The 20,552-nt window shown below is 37.9% G+C and carries 24 protein-coding genes and 1 pseudogene; 5 read left to right on the forward strand and 20 right to left on the reverse strand.

What is annotated here, in order from left to right:
* Window position 1: 1 nt before the first annotated feature.
* The 5 genes from IEX29_RS18345 to rfbA are packed head-to-tail and all read right to left on the reverse strand — an operon-like array spanning window position 2 to window position 4,004.
* A complete protein-coding gene (locus IEX29_RS18345; protein WP_188736002.1) occupies window positions 2-358 on the reverse strand; it encodes an EamA family transporter in 357 nt (118 codons plus the stop codon).
* Between the two features lie 37 nt (window positions 359-395).
* Entirely contained in the window at window positions 396-1,076 is a 681-nt protein-coding gene (locus IEX29_RS18350; protein WP_188736004.1) for a GNAT family N-acetyltransferase, read from the reverse strand.
* A gap of 39 nt (window positions 1,077-1,115) precedes the next feature.
* On the reverse strand, window positions 1,116-2,090 hold the full coding sequence (locus IEX29_RS18355; RefSeq protein ID WP_204799050.1) for a glycosyltransferase family 2 protein: 975 nt from the start codon (window positions 2,088-2,090) through the stop codon (window positions 1,116-1,118).
* Window positions 2,051-3,079, reverse strand: a complete 1,029-nt coding sequence (gene rfbB, locus IEX29_RS18360; protein WP_188736005.1) for a dTDP-glucose 4,6-dehydratase — start codon at window positions 3,077-3,079, stop codon at window positions 2,051-2,053. Before rfbB ends, IEX29_RS18355 begins: the two co-directional genes overlap by 40 nt.
* Window positions 3,072-4,004 carry a glucose-1-phosphate thymidylyltransferase RfbA gene (rfbA, locus tag IEX29_RS18365; protein WP_188736007.1) on the reverse strand — a complete coding sequence of 311 codons (933 nt, stop codon included), beginning with the start codon at window positions 4,002-4,004 and terminating at the stop codon, window positions 3,072-3,074. The genes rfbB and rfbA overlap by 8 nt, the downstream gene beginning before the upstream one ends.
* Window positions 4,005-4,377: 373 nt before the next feature.
* On the opposite strand from rfbA, the gene IEX29_RS18370 reads away from it, so the two are divergent.
* Entirely contained in the window at window positions 4,378-4,524 is a 147-nt protein-coding gene (locus tag IEX29_RS18370) for a hypothetical protein (RefSeq protein WP_188736009.1), read from the forward strand.
* Window positions 4,525-4,803: 279 nt separating this feature from the next.
* Here the strand turns inward: IEX29_RS18370 and IEX29_RS18375 are convergent, their stop codons facing one another.
* The gene (locus IEX29_RS18375; RefSeq protein WP_188736010.1) at window positions 4,804-6,033 is read right to left on the reverse strand and encodes an MFS transporter; all 1,230 of its coding nucleotides are present in this window, start codon (window positions 6,031-6,033) and stop codon (window positions 4,804-4,806) included.
* A gap of 119 nt (window positions 6,034-6,152) precedes the next feature.
* On the opposite strand from IEX29_RS18375, the gene IEX29_RS18380 reads away from it, so the two are divergent.
* Complete coding sequence (locus IEX29_RS18380; RefSeq protein WP_188736013.1) at window positions 6,153-7,049, forward strand: LysR family transcriptional regulator; 897 nt, start codon at window positions 6,153-6,155, stop codon at window positions 7,047-7,049.
* A 117-nt stretch (window positions 7,050-7,166) separates the two neighbouring features.
* Here the strand turns inward: IEX29_RS18380 and IEX29_RS18385 are convergent, their stop codons facing one another.
* The 8 genes from IEX29_RS18385 to IEX29_RS18420 form a co-directional block, all read right to left on the reverse strand.
* Entirely contained in the window at window positions 7,167-7,637 is a 471-nt protein-coding gene (locus tag IEX29_RS18385) for a DinB family protein (RefSeq protein ID WP_188736015.1), read from the reverse strand.
* 180 nt (window positions 7,638-7,817) lie between these two features.
* Window positions 7,818-8,636, reverse strand: coding sequence for a formate/nitrite transporter family protein (locus tag IEX29_RS18390; RefSeq protein ID WP_188736017.1), 819 nt, complete (start codon window positions 8,634-8,636; stop codon window positions 7,818-7,820).
* Window positions 8,633-9,121, reverse strand: a complete 489-nt coding sequence (locus tag IEX29_RS18395) for a precorrin-2 dehydrogenase/sirohydrochlorin ferrochelatase family protein (RefSeq protein WP_188736018.1) — start codon at window positions 9,119-9,121, stop codon at window positions 8,633-8,635. Before IEX29_RS18395 ends, IEX29_RS18390 begins: the two co-directional genes overlap by 4 nt.
* A complete protein-coding gene (locus tag IEX29_RS18400) occupies window positions 9,039-9,830 on the reverse strand; it encodes a sirohydrochlorin chelatase (RefSeq protein ID WP_188736020.1) in 792 nt (263 codons plus the stop codon). Before IEX29_RS18400 ends, IEX29_RS18395 begins: the two co-directional genes overlap by 83 nt.
* Before the next feature lies 1 nt (window position 9,831).
* Window positions 9,832-11,238 carry a uroporphyrinogen-III C-methyltransferase gene (gene cobA, locus IEX29_RS18405; RefSeq protein WP_188736022.1) on the reverse strand — a complete coding sequence of 469 codons (1,407 nt, stop codon included), beginning with the start codon at window positions 11,236-11,238 and terminating at the stop codon, window positions 9,832-9,834.
* 3 nt (window positions 11,239-11,241) lie between these two features.
* Complete coding sequence (nirD, locus tag IEX29_RS18410; RefSeq protein ID WP_188736023.1) at window positions 11,242-11,559, reverse strand: nitrite reductase small subunit NirD; 318 nt, start codon at window positions 11,557-11,559, stop codon at window positions 11,242-11,244.
* A 51-nt stretch (window positions 11,560-11,610) separates the two neighbouring features.
* Window positions 11,611-14,010: a nitrite reductase large subunit NirB gene (gene nirB, locus IEX29_RS18415; RefSeq protein ID WP_188736024.1), complete on the reverse strand. Its 2,400-nt coding sequence runs from the start codon at window positions 14,008-14,010 to the stop codon at window positions 11,611-11,613.
* A 361-nt stretch (window positions 14,011-14,371) separates the two neighbouring features.
* Window positions 14,372-15,727, reverse strand: coding sequence for a serine hydrolase domain-containing protein (locus tag IEX29_RS18420; RefSeq protein ID WP_188736025.1), 1,356 nt, complete (start codon window positions 15,725-15,727; stop codon window positions 14,372-14,374).
* A 427-nt stretch (window positions 15,728-16,154) separates the two neighbouring features.
* Here IEX29_RS18420 and IEX29_RS18425 point away from each other — a divergent pair, with 427 nt between their 5' ends.
* From IEX29_RS18425 to IEX29_RS18435, 3 genes are all read left to right on the forward strand, one after another.
* Entirely contained in the window at window positions 16,155-16,325 is a 171-nt protein-coding gene (locus IEX29_RS18425) for a hypothetical protein (protein ID WP_229720280.1), read from the forward strand.
* Window positions 16,326-16,438: 113 nt separating this feature from the next.
* A complete protein-coding gene (locus IEX29_RS18430; RefSeq protein ID WP_188736027.1) occupies window positions 16,439-16,687 on the forward strand; it encodes a hypothetical protein in 249 nt (82 codons plus the stop codon).
* A 227-nt stretch (window positions 16,688-16,914) separates the two neighbouring features.
* The gene (locus IEX29_RS18435) at window positions 16,915-17,751 is read left to right on the forward strand and encodes an Ltp family lipoprotein (protein ID WP_188736028.1); all 837 of its coding nucleotides are present in this window, start codon (window positions 16,915-16,917) and stop codon (window positions 17,749-17,751) included.
* Between the two features lie 223 nt (window positions 17,752-17,974).
* On the opposite strand, the gene IEX29_RS26815 is transcribed toward IEX29_RS18435, so the two are convergent.
* From IEX29_RS26815 to IEX29_RS27085, 6 genes and pseudogenes are all read right to left on the reverse strand, one after another.
* Entirely contained in the window at window positions 17,975-18,367 is a 393-nt protein-coding gene (locus tag IEX29_RS26815) for an aminoglycoside phosphotransferase family protein (protein WP_229720281.1), read from the reverse strand.
* A gap of 108 nt (window positions 18,368-18,475) precedes the next feature.
* The gene (locus IEX29_RS26820; RefSeq protein WP_204799048.1) at window positions 18,476-18,886 is read right to left on the reverse strand and encodes a protein kinase family protein; all 411 of its coding nucleotides are present in this window, start codon (window positions 18,884-18,886) and stop codon (window positions 18,476-18,478) included.
* Between the two features lie 41 nt (window positions 18,887-18,927).
* Window positions 18,928-19,449: a GrpB family protein gene (locus IEX29_RS18445; protein ID WP_188736071.1), complete on the reverse strand. Its 522-nt coding sequence runs from the start codon at window positions 19,447-19,449 to the stop codon at window positions 18,928-18,930.
* A 220-nt stretch (window positions 19,450-19,669) separates the two neighbouring features.
* Window positions 19,670-19,939, reverse strand: a pseudogene (locus tag IEX29_RS18450) (type II toxin-antitoxin system death-on-curing family toxin); the annotation flags it as partial.
* A gap of 27 nt (window positions 19,940-19,966) precedes the next feature.
* Complete coding sequence (locus tag IEX29_RS27080) at window positions 19,967-20,101, reverse strand: hypothetical protein (RefSeq protein ID WP_268239090.1); 135 nt, start codon at window positions 20,099-20,101, stop codon at window positions 19,967-19,969.
* Window positions 20,102-20,108: 7 nt separating this feature from the next.
* Window positions 20,109-20,237, reverse strand: a complete 129-nt coding sequence (locus IEX29_RS27085) for a hypothetical protein (protein ID WP_268239092.1) — start codon at window positions 20,235-20,237, stop codon at window positions 20,109-20,111.
* Window positions 20,238-20,552: the final 315 nt, after the last annotated feature.

Below are 20,552 nucleotides of genomic sequence, written 5' to 3' on the forward strand. Positions count from 1 at the left end.
ATCACCTCATTATCAGAATACCTATTACGACAAAAGCAAAGCCAATAATTTTCTGTGTACTGACCGGTTCTCCAAATAAAAGAACAGATAAAATAAATACAAGAACAAAAGAAAGGCTCATAAATGGATAAGCGTAACTGATATCAAATTTCGTCATTGCTGCCATCCAGCTTAATGCCGCTAAAAACGCTGCAATAAAACCGGATAGAATCCAGGGATTCCAGACGAGCTGAAATAAAAACGTAAATTTATCGAATAAGCCGTCCGGCAGTTCCCCCTGCCGATCCATTGTCCACTTTATAATCAATTGTCCATAGACAGTAAATAGAATAGTTCCGGCAATATAAAAATAGCCCAAGTTCCTCTCCCCCTGACACTTCATTTTAGTTTCCTATTTAATAGAAGGAACCATTCACTTTATGATAAATATCCTTACCCGCCCGTAATCGAAATCCTAACCCGATAAAGACATTTAATGATGCCGGATTACTGGGAGAGATTGATGTAATCAGCTGCTCCTTACCTGTTCGTTCAAACTGCTCTTTAACGCAGGCAGCTGCAAAAGGGCTGGCAAATCCTTGCCCCCGGATATCTTTATGCATTGCCAAAAGCAGAATATTTTCTTCCTGATAAGCGAAGAAGCCTTTCACACGCCCCTCCTGTTTATAAGCAAGAATCAGCTTCTGCTCCATCAGGTCCTTCACCCAATTTCGATAGCGGAGATCAGCCATCTCATTCGGCACTTGAAAATCACGGTGGTATCTGCCGCCTTGAAATGCTTCTTCGGCAATAGCTAATATATCATCTGCATTATAATTTTCATGAAAGGATACATTCCCAGCCCGCTCTTTTAAAAATTTATCACGGTAACAATAAGGCTCCATTAACGTATCTGCATAATAAAAACCATATTTATGCAGTAATGCCTTATCTGCAAGCGGATTTACCTTAATGGTAAAATGTCCCTCAACATCTGTCGATTCCTGTAATGCAGCTTCACTATATTCGGTCAATTGATAGGTTGCAAGCGGGAAATTACGGCTGTCCCAGGGCGTCGGTTCTAAATATTTACTCATTCTCCTCTTCCTCTCTACCTGACTTGCTTTTTCAATACGTCATTTTTGTTGAACTTTTTGAACTTCACCTTTTATATCTTTAATTAAATAGATGGGACGGTTTTTCGCTTCATTGAAAATTTTTCCAAGATAGAGACCAATAATTCCAAGCTGGAAAAATATCAAACCGCCAATAAAGAAGATGGATACCATCACACTGGTCCAGCCTTGAACAGGCTCATCCAAAAAGAAATAGCGGAAAAACAGATATAACGCATAGATAAAAGAAGCAAAAGCCATCAGAAATCCGACACCAATCGAGAGTCTCAGTGGTTTATTCGATTGAGAAACAATCGCATCGGTTGCCAGAGCAAATAATTTTTTCAATTGATAGGATGACTTTCCTTCTTTTCTGGCATCATGCTGCACTTCTATTTTTGTTTGCTGATATCCCATCCACTGAATAAAAAACGGAAAATAACGATTCTGCTCACGCAGCTTTCGAAAGCTTTCTACTACTTTTTTCTGGGAAATACTGAAATTCGCTATCGAAGCGTCTGTCTTCTTCCCTGTAAAATAATCATAGACTTTATAAAAAGACTTGGACGTGAATTTTTTCAAGTTTTTATCCTGCCTTTGCACACGCTGCGCAAAAACAACATCATAGCCGTCCATTGCCCGCTCATACAGCGACGCAATTTCTTCCGGGCGGTCCTGCAGATCACAATCCATCACGACTACCCAATCTCCGGATGTAAAATCAAGACCTGCTGTTATTGCATGATGCTGCCCAAAATTACGGGACAGGTTAATTCCCTTTATTTTTTTATCTTTTTGATGGAGTTTAAGAATTGTTTCCCAGGCGTGATCCGGGCTCGCATCATTTACCATAATAATTTCATAATCTGCTGGAATGGACTGGATTGTTTGAATAATTCGGTTTGCAAGCTCGATCAGGCAGCGTTCACAGCCATAGACTGGAATCACTACAGAAATTAAATCGGTACGTTCGTTTTCCATTTTTGTAAATACCATTCCACAGTTTTTCTCAGTCCATCCTCTAAATCTACCTCAGGCTGCCAGCCTAATTCTCTTTGTATTTTGCTTGCATCAATAGCATACCTTTTATCATGACCTTTCCGATCTTCAACAAAGGTAATCAAATCAGAAAAATGCTCCAAACGGTAAGTTTGAAGTAAATCTGGTCTTTGTTCATCTAATAAATGACAAATCAAATTTGTAATTTTCATATTTTCCTGTTCGTTATTCCCGCCAACATTATATATCTCCATGGTTTTGCCCTGATGATAAATCATATCAATCGCTCGACAATGATCCTCAACAAATAACCAATCCCTTATATTCTTTCCGTCACCGTAAATCGGTATCGGCTCATTTGCTAAAGCATGCCGGATAATCGTCGGCAGCAGCTTCTCTTCATGCTGTCTCGGACCATAATTATTCGAGCAGGAAGAGATAATAACATTCATACCATACGTGTAACCAAAGCTTTTTACTAAAAAATTCGCCCCGGCTTTTGATGCACTATACGGATTTCTTGGATCATAAGGAGTCTCTTCCGTAAACATTCCAGATTCTCCTAAAGATCCATAGACTTCATCTGTCGATATTTGATGAAACCGGCGCTCCTGAAGCGCTCCTTTTGCCTCCCAGTCTGCCCTCGCAGCCTGCAAAAGATTCAACGTCCCTACTACATTTGTATTAATAAATGGACTGGCATCATTAATAGAGCGGTCTACATGAGACTCAGCAGCAAAATGAATCACACCTTCAATATCGTATTCTTTGAAAATTGCTGCCACTGTATTGATATCCGCAATATCTCCATGAATAAAATGATAGTTCTCTTGATTTTCTATTTCTTCTAAATTATTTAATGAACCGGCATAGGTCAGTTTATCAATATTAATTAACTGCTGGTCAGGATATTTCTTCTGATAATATTGGATGTAATTAGAGCCGATAAATCCGGCTCCGCCTGTAATTAAGATAGCCTTACTCATTTCCGGCCAGTCCTAACATTGGATGATGATCGATAGCATCCCAGTATTGCTGGTTATGCTTCCGGTTTGCAATTTCCATTAAATATTGTCCGTAATCTGTTTTCTCCATCGATTTTCCTTTTTCATAAAGCATATCCCGGGAAATGTAATCTAAATAGAAAGCAATTTCCTCCAGACAGGCAATCTTGAAACCTTGCCGCTGTTGTGTTGTTTTAATAAATTCAGCTGCATCAAATAAGGATTCCTGTGTTCCAGTATCCATCCAGGCAAATCCTCTTCCTAACAGCTCCACATGAAGCTGATTCCATTTTAAATATTCTTTATTTAAATCTGTAATTTCTAATTCACCGCGCTCAGAGGGTTTAAGCTTTTTCGCAATTTGAACAGCTCTAGAATCATAGATGTACAAACCTGTAACCGCAAAATCTGACTTAGGATCCTCCGGCTTTTCTTCGATTGAAATGGCATTTTGATGATGATCAAATTCGACCACTCCAAAACGCTCTGGATCCTTCACACGATAACCAAACACGGTTGCATGCTTATGTTTTTTGATTGCATTCCGCAATAATGTTGTAAAGCCCTGGCCAAAGAAAATATTATCTGCAAGAATCAACGTGACAGCATCTTTGTCAATAAAATCCTCTGCAATCAGAAAAGATTCCGGGATTCCTTTTGGCTCCGCCTGTTCTTTATAGACAATTTGAATACCCAATGAAGATCCGTCTCCTAATAACCTTTCAAAGCGCTCCGTATCTTCCGGTGTACTAATGATCATCACTTCTTTAATACCGCCAAGCATCAGGACAGATAATGGATAATAAATCATCGGCTTATCAAATACTGGCAGCAGGTGCTTATTAATACTATCCGTACTTGGAGATAGACGTGTTCCGCTTCCTCCGGCGAGAATAATCCCTTTCATGGTACACACCCTCCATTAAAATAGATTTTTTTTATTAAAAACTTCTCTATGAATATAACTCTTAGATTAAGTATTCCTTCTTATGACCATTTATAAACTTACATTCTTATTTCAAATTTATTTCGGAACGGTAATAATAACGGAGTTCATTACCTATGAATTGCCACAATTAGGAGAAAGGTGATAATTGTGCAGAAACATACGAAGCTAATCTTGTATCTAAGGACCTGGTTTTTAACGTTTTAAAGCGGTACTCATCTTAAATTGAGGAAAATTATAATTTGCGAAAAAATATAAAAAGCTCGATTGGGCTAATTCTTCTTTGGTAAAATAACAATTATAATTTAAATGGATAAATGGAGGATGATTTCAAATGAATCGGGACCAGTTAGAAGAAAAAATTTATAAAAGTGCCTCTGCAGAGCTCATTGACAAAGGTTATATCAGTCCAATTAATGTTTTGATACAAATGGATCAGCTAACAGTTAAGCAAGTAGAGGATTGGCGTTTCAAAAAATAAATTATTTAGAAAGAGCGATTAATCTTAATCTGTCAAAATTGAATAACTTTCTGCAGGTTTTAAAAAAATATGCCAAAGAGCATCATTTAAAGCCATCTGTAACTGTCTATAAATCGTGGGGGAAAGGAACAAAAAAACATTGCGATTTTCGAAGACAGGAAACCCTAATCTGGAAAAATCATATTCGACGTATTATGTAAAACAACCTGAAAAAGAATAAAGTTAAAAATCCCCTTCATCATTTTGAAATGATGAAGGGGATAAAATAATTAATAAAAATTAATTCGCCCAGCCTTCTTCGCTTGCTGCCGTTTCTTGTTTTACCGTTTTCGCCTGCTTTGCTTTTTTGCCATGCAGAAAATAGTATAAAACTATAATCCCGGCAACTAATAAGCCCATCGCTAAATACAAATTACGATATCCTAAAAATGGAATCAGCATGCCTAAAAGAAATGGAGCAAATCCTGCTCCTAAATCTGCAAGCATATAAAAGGTTGAGGTTGCTAAACCGATCTTTTCTTTTGGAGCAGCTTTTACAGCAATTGCCTGAGAACTTGGTATGATTGTTCCATACCCCAGACCGATAAAAACAGCGGATAATAATAGTAAGATCTCATTCGTTGCTGTTGCTAATAATCCTAAACCGATAATAAAGGATAAAAAGGATGGATACATGACTTTATTTTCTCCAAAACGGTCAAATATTTTCCCAGTAAATGGACGTGAAACCAGTGTACTTACGGCGTAAACCATAAAGAAAAAACTGGCAACAGAAACAAGATTAATTTCCTGCGCATATGCAGTTAAGAAGGAAAGTACACTTGCATAGGCGACTCCTACAAATACTGCAACGAGAGCGATCGGCAATGCTTCTTTCTGCACATATTTCTCCAGCCCTTTTGCCGGTGCAGACATGTTCTGATCATTGTGTTCCGGCAGAGGAGCCACGTTGATTTTTTTAATTGTCAGGCCAATTAAAAATGCCGCTGTAATAATTGACAGGCAAAAAGTAAAGTTCATCTCAAATCCAAGACGCTGATTAATTAAAATACCAACAAACGGTCCGACTGCAGATGCTACAGTTGTACTTAATGCGTAGTAACCAATTCCTTCCCCTTTACGAGGTTCAGGAACAATTTTGGAAGCAATCGCCCCAGTAGAGGTAGATGAAATACCAAAAGCAATTCCATGTAAGAAACGGACAATCATTAGAATTGCCAGGCTATGAATGGTGAAGTATAGCGATATGGTAGCAATGGAAGCAATCAGACCAATCATTAAAATATATTTGGGCTGCCATTGGTCAATATATTTACCGGAATATAGACGCCCAACCAACATACCAATAATGAATATTCCAGCTGCTAAGCCTCCCATTCCTTCACTTGCATGGTACTCTTCCATTGTGAATACAGTCACAGTAACAATAAGAGAATAGTGAATAATATACATAAGGAAATTCACTAGTGTAATTAACATAAAATCCTTTGTCCAAAGTTTCTCCGACATAACAAACACCACTTTCTTAAAAAACAGTATATATTAATTATATCCATCAGAAATATTGTTGTATAATTAAAATTAATGATATTTACATTAGTAAAACTTATATTAAAGGAATGATCAGATTGAACTTTGAACAATTACAGTATATCAAGTCTGTATTAGAATATGAGTCCATCACACATGCCTCTGAAGCGCTGCATATCAGTCAATCTGCTTTAAGCCAATCGATTGCAAGCTTTGAAAAAGAGATAGACCATAAGCTTTTTATCCGTTCAAGAAGCGGTACGGTGCCAACAGAAAATGGAAAAAAACTTATCCCGATTATCTTAGAAATCCTGGAATCCGAATCAAAGTTGAGACAAACTGCCAGCTCCTTATCGGCAACACTGCGGGGAACGTTAAAGGTGGCAACAACTCCCTCTCTATTTATGACAGTTGTTCCACGCGCCCTCTCAAACTTCAGAAAGGATAATCCCCAAATCGAGGTTAATATTATCGAGGCTGAGAATGATGAGATTTTTCATCTTGTACAAAAAAAGAAGATTGATATCGGTCTGTTTTCTTTAATGGATTACCATAAAATTGATTCCGGCATGGAGGTCTATTCGTTATTTCTCTCCAGCAGCTTTAAAGCAATTGTACCTATTGATTCCAAGCTGGCTTTTCGGGAGTCATTAACCCTGGAGGATATTCAGGATTCACCTTTTATTTTATTCGACCGGGAATTTTATAATGTAAATATTGAAAAGTTTGAAGCAAGCCAAGGGCCGTTAAATATTTTGTTTACGACAAAGAACCCCAGTGTTCTTTTCCGTTCTGTATCAGCAGGTCTCGGGATCAGCATTGCTTCTGATTTAATGCTGCAGGATGATCCATATATACAAACGAAAACAATTACTGCTGTTCCGATAGGGTATCCATTTAATGATGAAATTCAATTTGCAGGATTAGCTAATAAAAATAACGAAAAAAAACGGCTTACTGAGACGTTTATTTCTTATATAAGAAATAATAAATAGACAGCTTAATCCATTAAACTGATTAAAAAGGATATAGCATATTAACCCTTCAAAATATACTATATCCTTTTTATTGAACTGATGTATTTATAGATGAAATGCCTTTATCATGCTTCGCTAATCATGCTGCCCGATACACTTTTTAATATCCATAATTGCCTGCAAATGCATCCCTTCATGGAAAATAGTACGAATTAGTACCTGCTCAATCGTAAACATCCCCATATCAATCGGTGCGAATTCTTCGGTCAACCGGTCTTTATATTGCTTTTTAATTACATCAGGCTGCGCTCTTAATAAACTCACCAGCTGTTCAAACGCTGGTGTTTCTGAAGTGAAATCCTCAGGAGATGTTCCAAAACCGAACCACTTATTAAAATACTTTGTTGCTTCAGAGGCCTCTTTCGTTAATGTCTCAATCCACAGAAATTGATCCAAATAAATATGCCCGAGATTCCAGCGGATATTATTATTAAAATTCTCGGGTATTACCTCTGCCTGCTCACTTGACATTCCTTCCACAGCCGTCAAAACATCTGCCCGATATGCAGAAAGCTGATTAAACAATACTTCCTGTTCATTAATCAATGCTATCTCCTCCCATTCTAGAAGTATGCCAACCTGTTTTTCCTCTCTTTAATCATTTCTACATAATTGCTATAACTCCTGCCTGAACAGCACACGTATAAGTAATAATCTATCGTTTCCTGCAACACAAAAAGATATGATACTCACTTTACAATGGGCAACATACCTTTTCTTAAATACCTATGCTTCTTTCTTAAATTTCTGATCAACAGCAGACTCAGATTGCACATTTGAATTTTTCTGCGTAATTCCATACCAATAAGCAGCTCCAATAAAAACAGCTCCGCCGACAATATTACCCAATGATACCGGAATTAAGTTTGCAGCAAGCCCGGCCAGGGAAATCGTTTCCGGATGCGGGATCATTAAAGCAGTAGTCAACACGGTCATATTTGCCACACTGTGCTCAAATCCAGATGTGATAAAAGCGAATAGACACCAGAAAATCATAATAAGCTTTGCCGTTTCATCCTTCAGCTTCACAGAGCACCATACTGCCAGACAGACAAGAATATTACACAGGATACCACGGACAAACAGCTCCATAAACGCTCCATTCATCTTTGCTCCTGCTGAGGAAATAATGAAATCGGCCGTTCCTCCTGTTGCAAGTCCAGAATAAAAGAATAATCCGGCCACAAGAATCGCTCCGGCAAAATTACCAAAATAACTGAATACCCAAATACGCAGCACATCTAAAATCTTTGTTTTTTTTGTTAAAAAGCCAATCGTCATAATCATATTGTTTCCTGTAAATAAATCAGATCCAGCCATAATGACCAGACTCAACGCTATCCCAAAGGATAACCCCATTACAATAGATGTCCCGGCGAAATCTGTTGGAGCAAGCATACCGCCGATAGTAAAAATCAAAATAATACCGAGTCCTACAAAAAAGCCTGCCAGCATGGTCATCATGAGATACTTACTTTTACTATGATTCAATTGTTTCACCTTAGAAACAGCGGTGTTACTGAAAGTGGTTATTGTCTCCATCATTTTTTATTCCTCCTCTTTGCATACATGTCTACAGTATACTCCAGCTTGTTGTCATAGCGGTTTTCCAATTCTATTTTCAATTCTTTGGCAAGCTCCGGACTGGCACCTGACGTGGAAATAGCCAGGATGAACTTATCCCGTCTGATCACTGCAGGAGTAATAAAATCAGATCGTTCGCTTTTACTCGTATCATTGACCCACTGATTCGCCTCAGCACACTGACAAACATATTCATTCACTGCTTTGTTATCTGTCGCTGCAAAAATAAGATGTGCTCCTTTTATATCTTTTGCTTCAAATTCTTTCTGCTTCCACACCACATCATGCAGTTTAAATAATTCTTCCCGTATACCCGGACTGACTACTACTATTTTAACCCCTGTACCTGCCAGTCCTTTTGCTTTACGCAGAGCTATTTTTCCTCCTCCGATAATCACTGCCTTCTTGCCGTTCAGGTTCATCATTACCGGATACAGCTTCTCCATCTCGTGCTTCCTCCATCCGTTTGATTAATGTTTTTTTCATCAGCTCATCAAATTCTAAGTTTTGACAAATATCAAAGGTATCCTTTGAGTAGAAGACAGTCTGTTTTATTTTTTCAAGCAGCAGACCCGTAAATAACAGGTAAGGCATCACATAGACTTTTTTATATCTATAAGGAAGAAATGCCATTGCCTCCTCCATACTTGGCTTGCCAAGCTTCAGAAAAGCTGCATACACAGGAATACCCAATTTATGTTCAACTTTTCTTCCAATCTGCTGCAATCCTTGAATAGGTCCAAGATGACTGCTTCCTCTGCCCACAAGCAAAATTGCTGTATTCTGCTCGTTTTTTTCAGCTTTAATGCGTTTAATTACAAGGTCAACCATATATGGATGCGTACCAAAGGGCTCTGTCATTTTAAACGAAACAAAAGGATACCTTCTTTGAATAAAGCCTAACTCTTCCGGAATATCCAATTTATGATGAAGAGCTGAAAAAAGAAGCACTGGAACAATCAAAAAACGTTTCGCCCCCTGAGCTATTAATTTTTCAAGCGTCTCTGAAATCGTTGGTTTTGTTAACTCCAAAAAAGCTATTTCCTGATTCGGATTATCGATATCTGCCATAACTGATTCAATAAACCTCTTAAATTGAGTATTCCCTTCTTCACGACGGCTTCCATGACCAATATAAACTACTGCATCAAACATGTTAATCCCTCCAATTCATTCGTTTTAATTCCGACTGAACCGCTTCATCAATAACACTGAACCCTTGCTCCATCGCGTATTTCTTAACAGATTCTCCTATATATGCAAACTGAATATCCAATAGATGATACATCTCAAGCTTCTTTAACTCTTCTTTAAAGCTGGTTACTGCAGCTTTATTTGGAAAAATAACTGTTTCCCAATCATCCTCCGTTAACATTCGTTTGTTTATTTCATCAAAACGTTTATCAACCAGCCATTCATGAGTAGGAAATGTTTCCTTTGTATGACTTGTGTCTGTTTTCGAGCCAATTGTTATGGAGGATATATCATTATCCTGTGAACTTACTGCCAAAATCCCTCTTGCAGCCAATGCTTTTCTTGTTTTTTTCGTCTGATATACGATGCTGCGCGGAAGGTTACGAATATCATAATGAGCCTGGCAGAATTGATCAAAAAGAATATCAACACTATATACATTCGTAAAAACCAGCCGATCCGACTTCATGATTGCTTTTAATTCTTCCTCCGAAAATGTATGAACCTTTTGCTTCCATATTGGAAAGGAATAAGCTTCTGCTCCGAGCTCTGTAAAATAATCCTCCAAGGCAAATGTATTTCCAGATGCTTTGGCAATAAGAATTCTTCTTCCACTGAACTTTTTCTTATCAAACCAGATAAGCTTCTTCCTAAGCTCTACAACATCGCCAACAATCATCATAGCCGGACTTTCAATATGTCCTTCTTCAATGACCGATTGAATGGTTTCCAATGTCCCCTCGGCCACTTTTTGTTTTCCTAACGTTCCCCACTGGATAATAGCTACTTTGGTGTCAGCAGGCTTTCCCTGTTTAATCAATTCTCTGCAATTAACCAGCATTTTTTTCATACCCATATAGTAGGCAATCGTATCTCCCAGCAGCTGTCCATCACCATGCAAAGCTGCATTACTTTCACAGGTATGCCCTGTTCTGAAGGTCAAGCTGGTGCTGTAATCCCGATGAGTAACAGGGATTCCGGCATAGGCTGCTGCCGCAATGCTGGAAGTAATACCAGGAACTATTTCAAATGCAATATGATAAGCGGCAAGCTCTTCCGCCTCCTCGCCGACTCTTCCGAAAACGGAAGGATCGCCACCTTTCAAGCGGACAACATAACAGCCTTCACTCGCGTATTGAACGAGCAGTTTATTTATCTTTTCCTGCCGCATTGTATGTCTCTCCGGCAGCTTCCCGCAATAAATAAATTCACAGGAATCTTTCGCATTGCGCAGCAGTCTCGGATTAGCCAGACGATCATATAAAATGATATCCGCCTTTTTTAAACATTGAATTCCCTTTTCAGTCACCAGCCCTGTATCTCCGGGGCCTGCACCGACGAATGAAACAAATCCCTTTGACGTTTCCATAAGCTACACCGTTATGTGTACATAACCGTCAATTACTTCTGTTTCATACGTAGTTACGCAGCCATCATCCGGCTCCTGTACTTCTCCGGTGACCAGCGAAATTTTCCGGTTATGCAGCGGACAAAATACAAACTCTCCAGAAACAATTCCCTCCGCTAAAGGACCGCCGGCATGCGGGCATCTGCTTCCGATTGCCTGAACCTCTCCATTCGTCAAATGAAAAAGAGCTATAGCCTCACCATTCACATGGATTTCCTTCCCAATTTGTTTTGGTAAATCCTCTAATTTGATAATTTTTATCTTCTCTTTACTGGCTTCCATAACAAGAACCTCCCTTTGTAAAAAGTACTATACCCTCACACAATTCATTGTTCACTTTTTCACAATTTGATACATCTCTTTCCCATTTTTCAGTGTGCTGCTCCATGCTTCTTCATACGTATTTTTTGCATGGCGGAATCGTTCTACCAATGCAGCATTCTCTTTTTCATTTAAAAGAACAAGCTTAATATTTTCTGCACCAATTCGATCGACCCAGGGCGCTGTTCTTTCATTATAAATACCTGTCTCCCGATAATACTGCATATAAGCCGTTGCCATGTTAATTACTTCTTCTTCCGTCTTCACAGTTGTAAAGGAGTCACATTCACGGACTTCTGTTCCGCCATTTCCTCCAAAATAAAGCTGGAAGCCGTTTTCCACACAAACAACACCGAAATCTTTTGTTAATGCTTCAGCACAGTTACGTGGACAGCCGGACACACCTATTTTCATTTTATGAGGAGTGTCTACCATCTCCAGCTCTTTCTCAAGACGAATTCCCAGCCCCAGAGAATCCTGCGTTCCGAAGCGGCAAAATTGAGCACCGACACAGGATTTTACATTTCGCAATGATTTGGAATAAGCATAGCCTGATCGCATACCAAGGTCTTCCCATACTTGTGGCACGTCTTCTTTCTTCACTCCATATAATCCAACCCTGCTCGCACCGGTAATTTTTACTAAAGGTACATTATATTTATTTGCAACTTCTCCCAGCCGGATCAAGTCATCGCCTGTTGTGGTACCGCCGTACATTCGTGGAACAACAGAGAATGTACCATTGTTTTGAATATTACCGTTCATCCGCTCATTTACGAAACGGGAAGCTTTGTCATCTTCATATTCTCCCGGTCTGATCATTCTCATATAATAATTGAGCGCTGGACGGCAGACATGACAGCCTTCTTCATTCGCAAATCCTAGTACATTACGGACTTCTCTCGGAGATTGCAGACCCTTCTCTTTGATTTCTTCAACAACTTCATCCCGTGTCAGCATTGTACATCCACACATTCCAGTCTTCACTGCAGCCGGGTCAAAGCTGTCTCCCAGGGTATGGGAAAGGATGCCTTCTACCACTCCCTTACACTTCCCGCAGGAAGCGCCAGCCTTGGTGCAGGTTTTTACTTCCTCAAATGATTTTAAATCCTGTTCCAGAATAGCCTGAACAATCGTTCCTTTTGTGACACCGTTACAGCCGCAGACAGTTTCATCCGGGCTCATCTCAGCTATCATCTCTTCTGCTGCATCCTCTCCTGCTTTTTGCAGAACAGCTGCACTTGTAAAAGCACTGATATCAGTTTCTCTCTTCAGCATACTGAATAACCGGGTTCCATCTGAGGCATCACCATAAAGCACTACACCAACAACTTTGTTATCTGAAACAAGGACCTTCTTATACACACCGGAAAATTGATCCTGAACGATAATTGCATCTGTATTTTCATCCTCTTCAATCTTGCCTCCTGAGAATAAATCACAGCCCGCAACTTTTAATTGTGTAGATAAAATACTGCCACGATATCCTGCTGTTTTCTCTTCCGTTAAATGCTTCGCCAGCTCAACCCCCTGCTCATAAAGCGGAGCGACCAGTCCATAAGTGATGCCGTTATGCTCTGCACATTCGCCTACTGCATAAATAGAAGGAACAGAGGTCTGCATCTGATCATTCACAACGATTCCCCGATTGATATTTAGCCCTGCCTGCTTAGCCAAATCGATATTGGGCCGGATTCCAACCGCCATTACTACAAGATCACATTCTATAGAAGAACCATCTGAAAATGTGATTCCTTCCACACGTTCTTCTCCATAGATTTCAGCTGTCTGCTTTTCCATTAAAAATTCCATTCCCTGTGCTTCTAAATCCTTCTTAAGCATTTTTGCCGCCGGGCTATCTAATTGCTGCTCCATCAGCCTTGGCATCAGGTGTACAACCTGAACCTGCATACCACGGTCCATTAATCCTCTGGCTGCTTCCAACCCCAGGAGTCCACCGCCGATAACAGCAGCTTTTTTATAGCGCTTTGATGTATCAATCATAAACTCCGTATCCTGAATGTTTCTAAAGCCGATGACACCTTCCAGTTCACTTCCGGGCACAGGTAAAATAAAGGCACTGGATCCTGTAGCAATTATTAATTCATCATAAGGTATAACTCTGTCTTTATCCGTCTTTATTTTTTTCTCTTCTGTTATTATTTCCGTTACTTTTTCTCCGGTAAACAGTGCAATCTCATTTTCCTGATACCATTTCCAATCATTCATATTAATTTCGGAGACCTCTGTCTTTCCCTGCAAAACATGTGAAAGCATAATCCGGTTGTAGTTTGGATAAGGTTCATCACCGATAATCGTCATTTCAAAGGTTTCTTTATCTCTTTTTAAAATTTCTTCTATACATCTGACTCCTGCCATTCCATTACCAATCATTACAAGTTTTCTTTTCATAGTCTGGCCCTCCAATTTTATGTGAAACAATTCACAAGAGATCACAAAAATAAAAATGTGAATAAATTCACAATACTAATTAAAAAAATATTTTGCTATGTCACCTTATAGTTAAGAAGTAACTCCTTCTATTGTTAGTGTAGCATATTATTTTTTTGAATTGTACTGATTTTTTGAACAGTTTGTGTCTGGTTTTGAATGATTGGACTAAGATGTATTTATATCAAAATGAGTGCTTTTGATATAAATCAGTAAGGTAGATACCGTCATTTTTTATTACAAAGCAGGGTTGCCTCAACTTCCAGGCAACCCTGCTGATTCAATACTTATTCTGTATCTTTTAGATTTATATTATATAAAACTATTCACTTTTTACAAGCTGCCTAAACCCAAAGTGAAGACGGCCGTCTTTAAACTGCAGCAGGAACTCCGTACCTTGCATTGTAATTGTCACTGCTTTGCTGCCAACAGCGCGCGTTGGTATTTCTGCCCCTTGAGTCTCCACAAAAATCGCTTCATCTTTTTCATAGACTTTAATTTTCTGTCCTTCATTCGATTGATAGACTCCGGTAATGGCCTGGCGATCCGTCTCGCTAAGCGTGTAATTGTTATATTGGACAGCTTTTTTATCAGGTGCAATATTCATTTCACTTTGCAAAGCTCCCCTTAAAAGAGCCTCTGCAGGTGCGCCAGCAATATTCGTGAGACAGATAGCGGCAACGTTTTTATCAGGCAGCACTGCGAAATGAGCCGTTACTCCCTTTATCCCTCCGCCATGTTCAATAAGTGTTGTACCAAAATAGTCAGATGTAATCATCACCCCATAGCCATAATACCGGCCAGGCTCTATTTCAATATATGAAGTAGTCATAGCAGTAAGACTTTCTTCCGTTAGAATACCATTACCTTTGTTTAAAAAGACACCGCTATAACGAAGCATATCATTCGCAGTTGATTTAACATAACCGGCCGACCACATCGCCGGGGCATCCCACCATTCAGGTGAATACTCAATTGCCGGCGTTTCAGCGGTCGGGTCCATATCATATTGGCGTGCTGCCTGTTCATCCAATTGATCTGGATTAACAAAGCTGCTTTCCATACCGAGAGGAGCAAAGATATTTTTCTCTATATAACGTTCATATGGCTGCCCGCTAACACGTTCAATAATGATACCGAGCAGAGCATAGCCGTCGTTAGAATAGCTGAATGATTTCCCCGGCTGGTCAAGCAGATCAAATGACAGGTTATTTAAATAACCTATAAGTTCGTCATATGTATCAATGCTGTCCTGCTCCCAGTCAAGAGGCATGCCTAATTTAATCTGTATATCGAACGAGCCATCCTTCTCCATTGACTGCTTATTTGCATAAAAGAGCGAGTCTAATGGCGGGATACCGGCTGTATGAGTCATCAGGTGATGAAGCGTTATTTCATCACTTCCCTTAAACGTAATCTCAGGTAAATATTTTTTAATAGAATCGTTGACAGATAGTTCTCCCTTTTCCTGCAGCTGGAGAATCGCGATACTGGTCATTGACTTTGTAACACTGCCAATTCCAAAAACCGTATCAGCCGTTACAGGCAATTCATTTTCCTTATCCCGGTAACCGAACCCTTTTTCGTATATATCATTGTTCAATGCAACAATTGCGCCCGGGATTTTATACGTACTTACGAGCGATTCAGCGAATTCTTCATAAACTTTTTTATCCATAGAAATACCTCCCTTTACCTTAATAAATATATTTTTTGTTGTTCAGATGATCTCTTAGATTGTCTTTAGATACTATGCTTGTTAAATTATTTTACCACACATGCCGGCCAGTCACTAGATAAGTATTATTTTTGAAAGTCTGCAATCTTAAAAAGCATCTCCAACATTCAGAATTTCACTGCATTATTTTATCAATTTTACTGCTGATTTGAATTCATTTTCTATGAATACGGGACTATATCTGATAAATGTCAGCAGCCAAGTGTATTGCCTAATTTTTTATCGAACGATTTATTTCATAATTAAAGGATTAATCTCATATTAAGTGAATATAACAAATAAAACTTCCGAGGTATAGCTCATGAAAAAAATCTGCCTGTTTTTATTTATTTGTCTTTGTTTAATTCTCAACAGTTCCAACAGCCAAGTGAGTTCTTCAAAAGAATCAGGCCATTCCTTAACGATAAAAGAAGCGATTGAGTTAGCTTATTCAGATGCTGTGAAATGGAATGAAGACGCTAAATTAATTGATGGTACCAGTGTTGATAATGATGAAGAACCAACCGGGGTGATGGGAAACGAAGATTTTGGAACATAACGTTTGCAGTACCTAATACAAGTGATCGTTATCTGGTAAACATACATGACGCAAAAATTAATGAAAATGTACAACTACCCGATGAAGAAGTTATTTACCCAGAAAATTTTTATATGGATTTATCAGATATCAAATATGACAGTCCTGAGCTTTTAAAAAAAGCAAAAGAAATAAGAGATTTATATCCAGGTGACTTTTTTGCAAAAGGTTACAACTTCGGAATTACAACTGATGACAGGAATGGAATAACGTTAATTAAAGTGATTGGATGGGACAAAGCATTAAAAAATATGAAATATATCCTGTTTAATGCTGAAACAGGAGAATTTTATACTGAATTTGAAAGAGAACAGTATAGATAACATGGGGAATTATTTGCTAAATAGTCCTACGGAACTTTAGAAGAGCTGAACATTTTTAGCTGCTTATAGAATGTAAACTCCCTTATCAATCTCCGTAACGCTTCATTGTATAACGAACCAATCATAAAATTTCTAGGTTTTTCTAAATTTTATCTAGACTTCCTAAATAAATATGATTATGCTAAGTATATAACTGGTAATATTTAATCAGAAAAGGGGAGTTAATTATGAAAGAGAAAGGAAAAAAGCCTATTTTTAAGAAATGGTGGTTTTGGATAATCGTTGTTTTCGTTATTGGAGCAATCGGCACTACTCTTGATGATGATACTGCTGCAGACGATGATGAGGTAAAATCTGTTCAAGCAGAAAATAAGAAAAACGAAACAACTGATCAGAACGAGGAAGAAAAGCTAACAGAGGATAATAAAGATAAGGGTGAAAATACAGATTCAGAGAAAAAAGATACTTCAAGCAAAATGGAAGAGAGCACCGATGACGACGAGAGCACGGATTCTGAAAAAACCGAAGCAGCGAACAATTCAAAAGATACGGAAGAAAGCGCTCATAAAGAGAAAGAAAAAGAGGAAGAAACAGATACAGAAGATGATGTTCCGACCGAATACACCTCTGCGTTAAATTCCGCAGAAAGCTATTCAGATTTAATGAGTATGTCAAAAGTAGGCATTTTTGATCAGCTTACTTCCGAGTATGGCGATCAATTCCCAGAAGAAGCAGCTCAATATGCAATTGACAACATGGAAGCGGATTGGAATCAAAATGCCTTGAACTCAGCAGAAAGCTACAGCGATATTATGCATATGTCTAAAGCAGGTATATACGAACAATTAATCTCTGAATACGGCGATCAATTCACTGCTGAAGAAGCGCAGTACGCTGTGGATAATATAGAAGCAAATTGGAATGAAAACGCATTGGAATCGGCCAAAAGCTATCAAGAGACAATGGATATGTCACATGAAGCAATCAGAGACCAGTTAACTTCAGATTACGGTGAAAAATTCACTCAAGAAGAAGCGGATTATGCAGTTGAGAATTTAGATTAATTTAAAAAATAAACATCCCTTTATCAGGACCATCAAAAGGGATCGAATAACCAAATGAAACCTAAGAAACGGATTTTCCTCCTGCTGACAACCTTGTTAGAAGGAGGATTTTTTAACAGTTAAAAAAGCATAAACTTTCTTACTGCATAAGTGTAACGAAGGCTGTCATCTAAAAGCTTGGTGACAACCAAGTTTTCTAATAAACTCTGTCCATAGCAGAATGTCAAATACGGCATCTCACAAACCATTCGGGCGGATTATTATTATTAAAATCATGTGATTCAACGATAAATCGCGTTCTCTCCTGCACAGCTTTTAAATCACCTCTCAAGTAACCGCTTATATGACTTGCATGCTGGTTTAAAGCAACAAATAAATTGTACTTCCTCCAGAATGAATCTGGAATTTTATGATCAAAATATCCCTTTACCTGCCCTTTAGCAAAATAAGTGCTTGTCTGTATTGTATATTTCGGCAGCTTAAAAAACTCTTCCCATGGATCTCCCCAATCGAATGAATCAAAATCGATAATTCCGTTTAACTTTTCATTTTTAATAATAATATTTTGAGGGTGGAAATCATCATGCTGGAAAACGACTGGACTGTCCTTTAACAAATAGATATTTATATTGATATAATCCTCTATACATTTTTGTTTGTAAAAGGTCAAGCCATATTCTTCACAGGATTTTAATTTATCATGATATTTGCGCAATCTTTTTTGTTACCAGTTAAATGTAGAGTCCGGTGTTAATAAATGAATTTTTCTTAATTCCCTCCCGGCTTGCAAGCCGATTTTATACTGTGAATGCTCCCCCAGTTCAGGTAAAGCTGCATCACCGCTTTTTCCTTTAATATAAGGCAGAATCAGATAGCATATCTGCTCTTTTTCGCTGTATCCAAACAGCTTTGCTTTTTGGCATAAGACTTTATTCTGATAGTGTTTGTTTAATAGCTCAAATTCATGTTTAACTCTATCTTTTTTCCAAATATCATATATTTTCAATAGATATGCCGGATTGTTTTCAGATGCATAGAGTTTATATTTTTTTGCAGAGGAGTACCTTGCTTTTAATTCTTTATAGCTTTCTGCGTGCAGATAATTAGAAGTGATGATCTCTCTAATATTAACCATATAGTCCCCACCATAAGCTCCTGTGCCTCATCCAAATTTTATCACTCGTACTCTTTCTCTTTTTTATGCCATTCCAAAGCTTTCTGCTCCAGTTCACTTACATAGCTTCTTTTTGCTTTACTATATTCTTTTGTATCGTGATACTTCATTGCTAACTGCTCTTTATATGTACTATATTTAATAGCTTCATCCTTATGTATTCTTAAATAATCTCTAAATATCAAATGTCTGTCTATCTCCCTATTGCCTTCTTGATAGATATGTATATGGTGTGTTCTGTCCTCGCCACCTTTTCGCAATAATCTTCTGCCTTCAATGCCCCATTCTCCAGCTATATCATATCCTAATTTCCTCAATTGCGAGTTAAACTGATCAACTTTATCAATATTTTTAACAATAACCATCATATCGATTACTGATTTAGCCTTCATATTAACAATCGAGGTGCTGCCAAAGTGCTCAAATTGAATAACAAGTTCTCCAAACAGTTCTTTTAACCGCTTACATTCTTTTTTATATTCATTTATCCATTCGGGATTATAAGGACTTAATCTGACTTTCAACATATCTCCTCTTTTCTATTTAAAGTTTAAGATAACCTTCTCAGCCTGATTTTGAGCCAAGGCAATGCAAAAAAGTCCATCCTATTTTTAAATTGTTTATTTAACAATATAACTTGAGTATTGGAATTAAAGGAATTGTTTCTGGTTTTTTTGTATTTATCAAATTACTTTTTGTTACTATTTTCTCATTACAAAATAAAAAGCCATCCTATAGACAGCCCTATGTAAAGTCCATATTCTTAATACAGTTTTTTTGCAGCCATACTGCTACTTCCTCTATCCCCCATCGTTTTTGACGGGGTATACTGTCATCACATACCTTCATTGCTACATGGTAAAGTTCTAAACTTTCATCATCTACATCAATTTCGTAACCATTAATAAGTAAGAAAGTAATGCAGCACATAACGCCAGTTCTCTTATTTCCATCAGAGAAATATTGATGTGTTGCGAATCCTTCTAAATAACAAGCCGCTTTCATAAAAATACCGGGGTATAATTCTTGACCATACGAATACTAAAAAGGTTTCTCAGCCATATAATCAATATATCCCGGTTCATTTTCTCCGTATACCCCTCCGAAAACTTGAATAGCTTCATCGTGTAAACACCTTATATCATCAAAATCTAATTGAATAAATTCTTTTTTCAACTTGGAATCAACTCTTACTTAATTTTTCTATAGATTTTTCATATTTTTTGGAGAGATATTTGGATGCATTCTTAATTTTGTCTTTTGTTTTATCGTCATTTAAATTTCTTTTTAGTTGTTCTTGAGGCATAACCATATCTTTTTCCTCCTCATGATTGCACATACAACTACCACCTTTGTGAATAAATAATAATAGTATATGCACTTTTATAATTATATATTACACTTAACACATTAAAAAGTAAACTAAAGCAAGTTAAATGGGGCATTTATAGTTTCGATGTTTGTGACGTTCTGTAGATACTTTTGGTAATGATAAGCAACAAAAAAACACTCCTTATTATTCACTGCTTTAATGAACAACAAGAAATGTTTTACCTAACTCTTACTTCGAGCATGAAGCATTCTAAAAAATGGAGACGGAGGGATACATCTAAGCAGTAATCTAATG

It is taken from the genome of Oceanobacillus neutriphilus (genome assembly GCF_014645515.1).
Taxonomy (GTDB): Bacteria; Bacillota; Bacilli; order Bacillales; family Amphibacillaceae; genus Oceanobacillus; species Oceanobacillus neutriphilus.